Here is a 10,843-nt window from a genome sequence, read left to right as displayed (position 1 = left end):
TCTCATAAAAATAGATACCCTTGGGTTTATAGGTACATCCCGTCCCTAAAAACCTAACTTAATCATACGAGGAGATGTGAAATAATGGGTTATATTGTAGATATTTCGAAATGGAATGGCGACATTAACTGGGATATCGCAGCACCACAATTAGATTTTGTAATTGCACGTGTGCAAGATGGTTCAAATTATGTAGATCCTTTATATAAAAATTATGTGCAAGCAATGAAAGCAAGAAATATTCCGTTTGGTAATTATGCGTTCTGTCGTTTCGTTTCAGTAGAGGATGCACGGATAGAGGCGAGAGACTTTTGGAACCGTGGTGATAAAAATGCAACAGTTTGGGTAGCTGACGTAGAAGTAAAAACAATGAACGATATGAGAGCGGGTGCACAAGCTTTTATTGATGAATTACGCAGATTAGGAGCTAAGAAGGTTGGTTTATATATTGCTCATCATATGTATGATCCATTTGGAATGGCAAATGTCAATTGTGATTTTGTATGGATTCCTCGTTATGGTGGTAACAAACCAGCCTACCCATGTGATATTTGGCAATACACAGAAACAGGGAATGTAGCTGGCATAGGAAAATGTGATTTAAATAAGTTAATGGGAAATAAGCCGTTAGTTTGGTTTACTAATCAAACTATTGAACAATCGATAAAACAAGAAGGAGTTGGAATTATAGTGAATAAATTTAGTAAAGTTGTTACGTATGAATTTGGTACAGCGTTAGTAGTAGAAATGTTAGGAATGATGGATGCTCTGGGGTATGAATCTCGTATTATCTCATATGGAGATAAACAAGGATTAGTTAGATTTGAAACAGCATATCGCCAAGGGAATGAATTAGATCGAGCGACAGCGTGGTTAGATGCTAAAGGACTTAAATATTTTTATACAAAAGAGTAGTTTGCTAAATAAAAAGCCGTCATGTGACGGTTTTTTATTTTTATGTAATCTTTTAACTCTATGTAAAACAAAAGCGAAATGCCATTGTAGGCATGAAGAGGAAAGGTATTAATAATAAAAAGGAGTACGATACGTACTCTTTTTTTGGGTGATTATATTCCATCTTGAACAGATTTCTTTACAATTAACCATGTGTCTTTCTTTTTAATCGTTATAGCTACATTAGTTCCATTAGATTCCTTATAAAAGATATATCCATTGTTTGAGTTTACATATGTGACTGGTTCGCCTATGCAATCTCGCGAGCAGGATTTGTTGACTAGTTCAATTAGGGATAGTTCGCTTGGATCTGTTTTACTGGCTTCTATAACAGCATCAAGGCTTGTTTTTCGATAACCTTGCAAGTTTATATGAAAAAGCTGCTCTATTTCTCCTGTAATGCTAGTATTCATTACTTCTATTGAATTCTTTTTTTCTTGAAGAAATCCGTTTTCATAAAGTAATTTTGTATATCCAATCCATGCGATTAAAACTAGCATGATAAACATACTACATATTTTAAGTGTTCGAAGGCGTTTACTAACTATCGTTTCTGAGTATTTCATTCACTTTAATCCTCCAATGTTTTTAATTTAAAGTATGCCTCAATACATATTTTTAGAAGAAGGATAGAATTTAAAGAGTTCTAGATAAAAAAGAAAGCATCTGAAGTGAGATGCTTTCTTTTTAGTATTTTCACTATCTGTTCGTTACTTGTTTCATAAGTGGTCTAATTTCTTTAACGGGTGGTTTTTTATCATAGGCATCAACGTAAGAAAAGTAATAATTTAAGTTTCTGAGAAGTCCTTTTCCTATTTTAGCACTTAAAAAGGGAAAGACTTGTCCAGTATAATCATCAAGAGATTTACAGTAGTATTTTTCATCTAAATATATACTGTATTTACATGTTAGTTCTACTAGTGAGTTCCCTTCATCATCAATTACTTCCTTAGAATCAATAATGTCTATTAATGCGAATTTTTCATTTAGATAAACTTTCTTCTTTTTCTCATGTTTATTTGTAAGTATAAATACGAGACCAATGGCGTTAATCAAACTGTTTCCTCCTATAAAAAACGGATATTAATAAAATATATCGATATACGTTAAATGTAAAGAGGACAGGTGAAATATCATTGCTAGAAAGTTCGATAAGCCGATTTGGTTTTCAAATCGGCTTATTGTTATTGAAATACTTGCGGGAATTGCTTTACGATTGCGTTTGTTATCATGTCGGAAATTTCTAAAGCTTCTTTTTCAACTTTATCGTACAATTTTACTCCTGCTTCATAATCTTTATTTAGAAATGCCAGTGCTTCTGCTTTTGTTAATGCTAGATGTTCATAAAACATTTGTGTAAATTCTTCTTTTTGTATATATGGGTTGATGCTAGTAAGAAACACTACAATTTCATCACCGTTAGCGTACCATTTTTTCTCTATAGCGACAGCTGCGTTTTGGTCACCAGCTTTTGCAGCTTTAACAAGATCTGCTGCAATTACTAAGTGGTCTTTAATTAATGCAATATATTTTTTTACTGCATCTTCACCATAGAATGGTTCAAGAGATAGTCCCATATGTGTTGCATTTTGAAGAAGCCGTCCAACTGTAACGTTTATGTCGGGTAAATTGAAAACAATACTTATAATAGCTAATCTCGTCCAAGCGACATGTTGTTCCCATAAAGAACGCATATAACCTTTTAGAAAGTTCTCGTTTTTACTAATTCGGAAATTACGTACAGATGTATCAAAGTGTACATAAGGGTTATGATAGGGGGAGTAATACGATTGCCAATAAGTATACATAAACGGTAACACTCCTTTGAACATGTATAACTCAAAGTATGATGGAAATTTATTTTTAGTTACGTGTCCTCGTTTATTTTCAAAAATTGCTATGGAAAAAGATGAGGAATTTTATTGCGTTATATATAAATAAATTGAATATAAAGTAAAAGAGGCTCTGCAAGGGAAGTTGCAGAGCCTCAAAAGGGTATTGCCGAGATGTCGGACTCGACTACGTAATATTATCATAAAATTCTATTAAAAAAACCTGGTAAATGTGTCCAATTGAAAGTGAGTCTTTAATAAAGTGAAAGGGACCTGCTTCCCGCGGCAGATCCCTTTCACTAGATAATGTCGATGAGCAAAAACTCATCTGGAGTACCTTTATAGTAACAAGTGAAATTCGTTTTGTGTATTGAGAAAAAAGAATTAGATATTTAAATGTTAAGCATTTATATTTTACCTTTTGTAATTATGACCATTTGTAGTGAGTGGATTAAGATTATAAAATGGTGATAAGATTTATAATTACATCTAAAAGTGTTATGAAATATATATAAATTAAAAAAGACCCGCTTATATAAGCAGGTCAACTTAAGGGGTTTATCCAACAGAATATTTCATATAATACCAACTGTATTGCAGTAAGTCTATAAGGGTTATATTGAGAAAATTATTATGAATGATCTATTTCGCACCTGTATTAACGTTTAAAAAGTTGAGAAAGAAAATGAAAAAGCTTTCTATAAGAAAATAATGGTTGGTACTTATAGTATGATTCATATTTCCACGCTTCATTATTTGAGAATTGGGGTTGGTTCGATACGCTTTTCTGTTTGATGAAACTAATATTATGGTGCTTCATATAGTAACCTCCTGAATTCATATGTATAAGATTAGTAGTATTCAAGGAGAATTAATAAAATGTGTATTTATTTTGAAATTCGTTATAATTGCTAATCATTCTCAAAAACGTAAAGAAGCATAAAATAATGAAAAAGCAGGCTGATAGTCATGTATTCATCACTTTCATGATGCATAAGAGATGATATAATAGGAGTAGATGAAAGATAAAGAAAAGCAGGTGACTCTTTTTTGTTTACAAAAGCACAAGAACTTTTAGCGTCTTATTTCGGTTATTCGTCATTCCGAAGAGGACAAGATGAAACAATTAAAAATGTATTAGATGGGAAAGATACTGTCTGTATTATGCCTACAGGTGGTGGTAAGTCAATTTGTTATCAAATTCCCGCATTAGTATTTGAAGGAACAACGTTAGTTATATCGCCTTTAATATCACTTATGAAAGACCAAGTAGATACATTAGTACAAAATGGTATTTCAGCTACATATATTAATAGTTCTATTTCAATTACAGAAGCGAATCAACGAATTCAATTAGCGAAACAGGGCCATTATAAGTTACTTTATGTAGCGCCAGAGCGACTTGATTCAATGGAGTTTGTTGACCAACTGATCGATATGAAAATCCCGATGATTGCCATTGATGAGGCGCACTGTATTTCGCAGTGGGGACATGATTTCCGTCCGAGCTATTTACATATACACCGTATATTAGATTATCTTCCAGAAAAACCGCTCGTATTAGCATTAACTGCTACGGCAACACCACAAGTTCGTGATGATATTTGCAACACGCTTGGAATTAATCAAGAAAACACGATTATGACAACGTTTGAGCGCGAGAACTTATCATTTTCTGTTATTAAAGGACAAGATCGTAATGCATATTTAGCGGATTATATTCGTCAAAATCAAAAGGAATCTGGGATTATATATGCAGCTACTAGAAAAGTAGTTGATCAGTTGTATGAGGATTTAATGAAAGCGGGAGTTTCTGTATCAAAATATCATGCCGGTATGAGTGATAACGATCGAAATGAGCAACAAGAACTCTTTTTACGTGATGAAGTGAGTGTAATGGTAGCCACATCTGCGTTTGGGATGGGTATTGATAAATCGAATATTCGTTACGTTATCCATTATCAACTTCCAAAAAATATGGAAAGTTATTACCAAGAAGCAGGACGTGCTGGCCGTGACGGATTAGATAGTGCATGTATATTGCTTTATTCTTCTCAAGATGTACAAGTACAACGCTTTTTAATTGATCAATCGACAGGAGAGTCTCGTTTTTCAAACGAACTTGAAAAACTGCAAAATATGACTGACTACTGTCATACAGAACAATGTTTACAATCATTTATTTTGCAATACTTTGGAGAAGAACCAAAAGAAGATTGTGGCCGCTGCGGTAATTGTACAGACGACCGAGAAAGTATCGATGTGACGAGAGAATCGCAAATGGTTTTATCTTGTATGATTAGGACGAACCAACGATTTGGTAAACAAATGATTGCACAAGTACTAACTGGATCTAAAAATAAGAAAGTCATTGAATTTAATTTTCATACTTTGCCAACTTACGGACTTTTATCAAATCGTAGTGTAAAAGAAGTGAGTGAATTTATTGAGTTTTTAATTTCAGACGAGCTAATTGCAGTTGAACATGGTACTTACCCGACACTAAAAGTAACGGAAAAAGGGAAAGAAGTGTTACTTGGTAAAGAGAATGTTTTACGTAAAGAACGAGTAGAGACAAGACAAATCGTTCAAGATCATCCTTTATTTGAAGTACTTCGCGAAGTACGTAAAGAAATTGCGCAAGGAGAAGGGGTACCTCCATTCGTTATTTTCTCTGACCAAACGTTGAAAGATATGTGCGCAAAAATGCCGCAAAGCGATTCTGAACTTTTAACTGTGAAAGGGATTGGTGAACACAAACTTGTGAAGTATGGTTCGCACTTCTTACAAGCAGTTCAGCACTTTATTGAGGAAAACCCAAACTATGCTGAAACTATTAAAACAGAAGTGGTGACAGAACGGAAGAAATCAGGGAAAGCTTCAGCAAATTCTCATTTGGAAACGTATGAAATGTATAAACAAGGTATTAATCTAGATGAAATTGCGAAAGAACGTGGATTATCAAGACAAACGATTGAAAATCATTTAATTCGTTGTTTTGAAGATGGAATGGAAGTAGACTGGAACAGTTTTGTTCCTGCAGAATACGAACAACTGATTGAAACTGCTGTGCAAAATGCTGATGGTGGTCTGAAATCGATTAAGGAACAACTTCCGAATGAAGTGAGTTACTTTATGATTCGTGCTTATTTACAAATTAGAAAGTAGTGACATGTAAAGGGGATAGGGATTAATGCATCACGTTTTTGTGTATGGCACGTTAAGAAAAAAGCAAACGAATGCTCATTATATGCAAGGTGCAATATGCATTGCAGACGAAGCATGGACGTATGGGGAATTATTTGATACAAACGAAGGGTATCCGGCGATGACTTATTCGAATGAAGAAAAGGTGTATGGAGAAGTTTATGAAGTAAATGATGACATATTGCATAAGTTAGACGAACTAGAAGAATATACAGGTAATGCAGAGACGGATTTATATGAACGAATCACACAAATAGTATTTGATGGTGATAGGGAAATAGAGGCATATGTGTATCTCGCTCAAGATAAAAATATGCTAAAGAAAGTTATCATTTCTGGTGATTGGTTGAAGTATCAACAAGGGAAATAATAGCAGCCATAGAGCAGATATTGGAATTTTCCATTATCTGCTCTTTTATTTTTGGTACTTTAAAAATTCTTATTATTTAGATAAAATGTAAATGTAGGGAAATCAAAAGGAGGATTTTTCATGGGTATCAGAAATTTAGTTTCTCACCTGTAGTAGAAAAATAACGTACAGGAGGAGAATAATAATGAACGAATTAAATGTAAAAGAATTTTATAAAAAACAATTTGAATTACTAAGCTATAATATAAAAAATGAAAATTGGTTACAGGAAGTTGCGAAAGAAGTACAAGAACAAATTGGATATTCATTTCAAACGATGTTAGAACTAGGAGCTGGAAATGGTGGTTTTGCAAGAGCGATGTCTAATTTGGATGTAAAAATGACTACTGTTGAGCTTGTACCAGAGTTAGTTATGTTTGCTAAAGAACATTCTACTAGTGATATTGAGATTCATCGCGCTGATTTTTATAAAATTAACTTTGAAGAAAAGTTTGATGTTGTTAGTTATTTAGATGGATTTGGTGTAGGGACAGATGAAGAACAATTGGTTTTATTAAAACGAATCCATAATTGGTTGAAAGATGATGGGTGTGCACTTATTGATATTTATCAACCATTATATTGGGAAAAAGCAAATGGACAAGAAATGCCGATTTATTCTGCAATGCGAAAATATGAATATGATAGTGAGAATGCTAGGATGCTGGACCACTGGTGGGAAAAGGATTCTTCAAATGATATCGTGACACAATCTTTACGTTGCTATACGATAGGTGAGATTAGTAATTTATGTGCAGAGGCTGGTTTCAGTATAGTTGGGATTTTCCCAGGAGGAGCGTATGACTTTGAAGAGAGGAAATATAAAGAGCAAGCGTCTTTAAATGAATGTTTATCATATCGAATAAAAATAAAAAAAGAGTAGGGATTAATTCCTTACTCTTTTGTGCCTTTATAGTGTGAATCATTGACTGTTTTTCGTATTTAATTGTCGTTCTTTTTTAATTCTTATAGATCTTAGTACAATCCCAATTCCAAGAAATACAATAGTAGCAACGACTCCGCTAATAGGGTTTAACCAAAAATCACTGCCTTTGGTAAGTGTAATAATCCCTGTTATTGTAACTAAAACGGTAGGAACAGCATCTTCAATTGCATGCATGATAACGCATGGCCATACTGACTTTGTAAGTCTATATATTTCAACATACATAATAGACCAAGAAACCATAAGTATGCAACCGGATAAAAGCATATTTAACCTTGAAATAGATTCGAAATATTCATTTGGTAAAAAAACTAAATAATAAGCGGCATGCCAAAGCGACCAAACTAAACCAGAAATAATATAAATAAACCAATCGTTTAACTTTAGTTCAATGAGCTTAGGAGTTAAATAACCGCGCCATGAAAACTCTTCAAAAATATTTTTAATAAAGTTACCAATAGTAGACATGAATATGAGTGACAATAACGAATATATTTCAAAACTAGTTATGTTTGCTACTCCAAAAATAAGTGCTAAACTTATCGTTATTACTGTAACGAACGGGTAAATTAGTATCGCAACGAAGTACCATTTAAAGTTTGCCTTCAAATTTAGTTTTATACCAAAATCATTCCAATCTCGGCTAATAACTCTAAGGAAAATACATGAGAGGAAAGGTAATATTAGCCACAGTCCCATGCCTAAAGAGTTTCCTTCAGGCTGATCTGTTAGAAAAGAATCTAGAATTACGCCAATCCAGCCACTAGCCAATACAATGAACACAAAAATAAGTAAATGTAACTTAAGGGTTTTTCTTTTGGTAGCAGTCATTTTCAATAGACTCCTTTACTCTTATTTTTGACTTTTGTGACCTTGGGTATTTTATCAATGAAATAATAGATAACTAGAAAAGAAGCTGGAGAGTATGTAAGGGAAACTTAGTTAGATAGTATAAAGTCCTTTTAATCAATAGAAAATAGCGGCTTTTGTATAAATCACTTTATTATATGTGTAGTTGTATGATTTAGATGTTATATATTCTTATCATGTAAAAATCTCATTGGAATTTCAATATTAGAAAGGTGAAAAGTAAGTTTTTTCAGAAAAAACAAATTAAGTCCTTGACTTTATAATTGGATTTTTAATACAATTATATTTCGACTGAAAAATTAGAACGGACAGGAGGGAATCATCAAATGAACAACATTTTTGAAGAAGAGTTACAAAAAATGAAAGATACATTACGTACGATGGATGATCAATTAGAACAGCTTGAAAAAATCCCAGTTTATTATGGCGATGATTTTAAAGAGCAAATTCTTGAAAGTATGAGGGAGTCTAATAGACAAAACTTACGTATTGGGGTACAAGAACCGTACTTTGGAAGATTAGATTTTCAAGAGGATGGCAAGGAAGAAGTTATGCCGATTTACATCGGTAAGGTAGGTGTTTCAGATAAAGATACGATGAAGCCAATTGTAATTGATTGGCGGGCACCTGTCGCAAGTATGTTTTATTCATTTACCGGCGGTGATGAATTAGCGTTTTATCAATCACCAGACGGATTAGTAGAAGGTGATGTTTATTTAAAGCGAAACATCTCTATTCGAAAAAGAGAATTAGAACGTGTTGTTGATACATATGTAAAAGGAAATGAAGATGTCTCGCATGCTGATGATTTTCTTCTATATCGATTAGGTGAGAATAAAGATAATAAACTAAAGGATATTGTTTCGACGATACAATCGGAGCAAAATGATATTATTCGTGCGGAAAGAAACTTACCATTACTTATTCAAGGGGTTGCAGGAAGCGGTAAAACAACAATCGCTTTACATCGCCTTGCTTTTTTAATTTATGAATATCGTGAGCAATTAGAAGCGGAGCGAATGATTGTTTTCGCTCCGAATAGTCTGTTTTTAGACTATATTTCGAGTGTACTTCCTGAATTAGGTGTTGGGAATATTAGTCAAACAACATTTCCGGACTGGGCATTACGTACGTTAGATGATTCGGTGAAACTGAAGCAGACAGAAGAAAAGTTGAAAGAAGCATTTTCTATTAATCGTGATGAAAGAAAGGTTATGCTTGGTAAATTGAAAGGTACGCTAGAATTTAAGTCCTTTATTGAAGAGCAAATGGTTCAATTTGAAAAAGAACTAGTGCCAACAAGTAATTTTGAGGCATGGGATAAAGCTGTTATTCCAGTGGAAGATATAAAAAAATGGATGCAAGTTGAGTATAAACATTATCCATTAAAGAAAAGAAGAGAACGTTTAGTTGGCCGAATGAAGCGCTGGATTGAAATTGAACTAAAAAAGTATGGCGAAACAAACGAGAAGAAATTATTAAAAAAAGAAGCGACAAAGAGATTGAACAGTTATATGAAGTTTTGGCCGAAAATGAGCTCGCTTTCAATATATAGTTCAATATTGAAAAGCAAAGAAATACTCGAAGTATTACCCGAGGAACTTGTGAAAGAAACTGAGAAGAGTTGTCGTAAAAAAGAAGTGTATGTAGAAGATTTACCCGCTTTAATTTACATACATCATCGCATAACAGGTATTGAAATCGGGCAGAAATTTCATCACGTCGTTATTGATGAAGCGCAAGATTTCTCACCATTCCAAGTTTATGTATTAAAAGAAATTACATTAGGTAATTCTTTCACTATATTAGGTGATTTATCTCAAGCGATTTATGATTACCAAGGGATTGAAGATTGGAGTGCTTTTAAGGAAGTATTCCAAGAAACAGGCTATTATGAACTGACGAGGAGCTATCGTTCTACAAAAGAAATTATTGAATTTGCGAACGAAATAATTAAAAACGCCGAGATTCCAGTAGGGCTTGCGACACCAGTTTTTCGTAGTGGTGAAGAGGTCAAAGTAATTCAAGCAGAAGATCAATTTAATGAGATTATGAAGACGTTAAAACATTTACAAAATGATGATGTGAAAACAATTGCGGTAATAGGAAGAACAGACGATGAATGTCGCGATATATATGAGAAATTAACAAAGGCAGGAGTAGCTGTAAACGTCATTGAAGCAGATCAAAGTAAATATGAAGGTGGTATTTCAGTAGTACCTGTATACTTGGCAAAAGGGCTAGAATTTGACGCTGTGCTACTCATTGATGTTGATGAAGAACATTACAAAAATACAAAACACGATGCGAAGTTACTATATGTCGGATGTACGAGATCACTTCATGATTTATGGATTTTCCATAGTGGGGAAGCATCGCCTTTAATTAACGGATTAAAATAAAAATGAAACGCAAGAGGCTTTTCTAGTAACAAAAAGAAGGACCTCTTGTTTTTCCATATAAAGGTACGGGGAGAGAATAACAATGATTACAAAAGTAATAACAAAGAGAAATTGGGAAATCGCAAAGATAAATGGAGAAATTAATGAGGCGTATTTGAGACATATATGTTGATACCCGTTAATCGTTTACTCTTTTCTGAAAATGTAATACCCTTTTTACTTT

General features: G+C 33.4%; 9 protein-coding genes and 1 pseudogene. 6 read left to right on the top strand and 4 right to left on the bottom strand.

What is annotated here, in order from left to right; all coding sequences use genetic code 11:
• Window positions 1-84 precede the first annotated feature (84 nt).
• Window positions 85-915 (top strand): GH25 family lysozyme, encoded by an 831-nt coding sequence (locus PDQ33_RS26635; protein ID WP_270756898.1) that lies wholly within the window; start codon window positions 85-87, stop codon window positions 913-915.
• A 152-nt stretch (window positions 916-1,067) separates the two neighbouring features.
• Here PDQ33_RS26635 and PDQ33_RS26630 read toward each other — a convergent pair whose 3' ends face one another.
• The 3 genes from PDQ33_RS26630 to PDQ33_RS26620 form a co-directional block, all read right to left on the bottom strand.
• On the bottom strand, window positions 1,068-1,520 hold the full coding sequence (locus PDQ33_RS26630; RefSeq protein WP_000877581.1) for a hypothetical protein: 453 nt from the start codon (window positions 1,518-1,520) through the stop codon (window positions 1,068-1,070).
• 133 nt (window positions 1,521-1,653) lie between these two features.
• Window positions 1,654-2,010 (bottom strand): hypothetical protein, encoded by a 357-nt coding sequence (locus PDQ33_RS26625; protein WP_000606238.1) that lies wholly within the window; start codon window positions 2,008-2,010, stop codon window positions 1,654-1,656.
• A gap of 128 nt (window positions 2,011-2,138) precedes the next feature.
• Window positions 2,139-2,762, bottom strand: coding sequence for an acetylglutamate kinase (locus tag PDQ33_RS26620; protein WP_270756899.1), 624 nt, complete (start codon window positions 2,760-2,762; stop codon window positions 2,139-2,141).
• Between the two features lie 1,074 nt (window positions 2,763-3,836).
• Between PDQ33_RS26620 and recQ the strand changes: the two genes are divergently transcribed.
• The 3 genes from recQ to PDQ33_RS26605 all read left to right on the top strand — a co-directional run bounded on the left by recQ (window position 3,837) and on the right by PDQ33_RS26605 (window position 7,285).
• On the top strand, window positions 3,837-5,954 hold the full coding sequence (gene recQ / locus PDQ33_RS26615) for a DNA helicase RecQ (protein WP_000494287.1): 2,118 nt from the start codon (window positions 3,837-3,839) through the stop codon (window positions 5,952-5,954).
• Window positions 5,955-5,979: 25 nt separating this feature from the next.
• The gene (locus PDQ33_RS26610) at window positions 5,980-6,363 is read left to right on the top strand and encodes a gamma-glutamylcyclotransferase family protein (protein WP_000546576.1); all 384 of its coding nucleotides are present in this window, start codon (window positions 5,980-5,982) and stop codon (window positions 6,361-6,363) included.
• A gap of 184 nt (window positions 6,364-6,547) precedes the next feature.
• The gene (locus PDQ33_RS26605) at window positions 6,548-7,285 is read left to right on the top strand and encodes an SAM-dependent methyltransferase (RefSeq protein WP_076872154.1); all 738 of its coding nucleotides are present in this window, start codon (window positions 6,548-6,550) and stop codon (window positions 7,283-7,285) included.
• A gap of 39 nt (window positions 7,286-7,324) precedes the next feature.
• On the opposite strand, the gene PDQ33_RS26600 is transcribed toward PDQ33_RS26605, so the two are convergent.
• Window positions 7,325-8,179, bottom strand: coding sequence for a CPBP family glutamic-type intramembrane protease (locus tag PDQ33_RS26600; protein ID WP_000127497.1), 855 nt, complete (start codon window positions 8,177-8,179; stop codon window positions 7,325-7,327).
• Between the two features lie 365 nt (window positions 8,180-8,544).
• On the opposite strand from PDQ33_RS26600, the gene PDQ33_RS26595 reads away from it, so the two are divergent.
• Both PDQ33_RS26595 and PDQ33_RS26590 read left to right on the top strand, forming a co-directional pair.
• Entirely contained in the window at window positions 8,545-10,620 is a 2,076-nt protein-coding gene (locus PDQ33_RS26595) for a HelD family protein (RefSeq protein ID WP_001059515.1), read from the top strand.
• Window positions 10,621-10,702: 82 nt separating this feature from the next.
• Window positions 10,703-10,780 (top strand): annotated as a pseudogene (locus PDQ33_RS26590) (DUF952 domain-containing protein); the annotation flags it as partial.
• Between the last annotated feature and the right edge of the window lie 63 nt (window positions 10,781-10,843).

This window comes from Bacillus cereus group sp. Bc031 (genome assembly GCF_027716265.1).
Classification (GTDB): Bacteria; Bacillota; Bacilli; order Bacillales; family Bacillaceae_G; genus Bacillus_A; species Bacillus_A paranthracis.
This window is presented reverse-complemented; position numbering and strand designations above follow the sequence as displayed.

Bases quoted from the DNA above. Each gene is read 5' to 3' on its own strand.
- PDQ33_RS26635 (WP_270756898.1), top strand. From the start codon at position 85: ATGGGTTATATTGTAGATATTTCGAAATGGAATGGCGACATTAACTGG.
- PDQ33_RS26630 (WP_000877581.1), bottom strand. From the start codon at position 1,520: ATGAAATACTCAGAAACGATAGTTAGTAAACGCCTTCGAACACTTAAA.
- PDQ33_RS26620 (WP_270756899.1), bottom strand. From the start codon at position 2,762: ATGTATACTTATTGGCAATCGTATTACTCCCCCTATCATAACCCTTAT.
- PDQ33_RS26610 (WP_000546576.1), top strand. From the start codon at position 5,980: ATGCATCACGTTTTTGTGTATGGCACGTTAAGAAAAAAGCAAACGAAT.
- PDQ33_RS26605 (WP_076872154.1), top strand. From the start codon at position 6,548: ATGAACGAATTAAATGTAAAAGAATTTTATAAAAAACAATTTGAATTA.
- PDQ33_RS26600 (WP_000127497.1), bottom strand. From the start codon at position 8,179: ATGACTGCTACCAAAAGAAAAACCCTTAAGTTACATTTACTTATTTTT.
- PDQ33_RS26595 (WP_001059515.1), top strand. From the start codon at position 8,545: ATGAACAACATTTTTGAAGAAGAGTTACAAAAAATGAAAGATACATTA.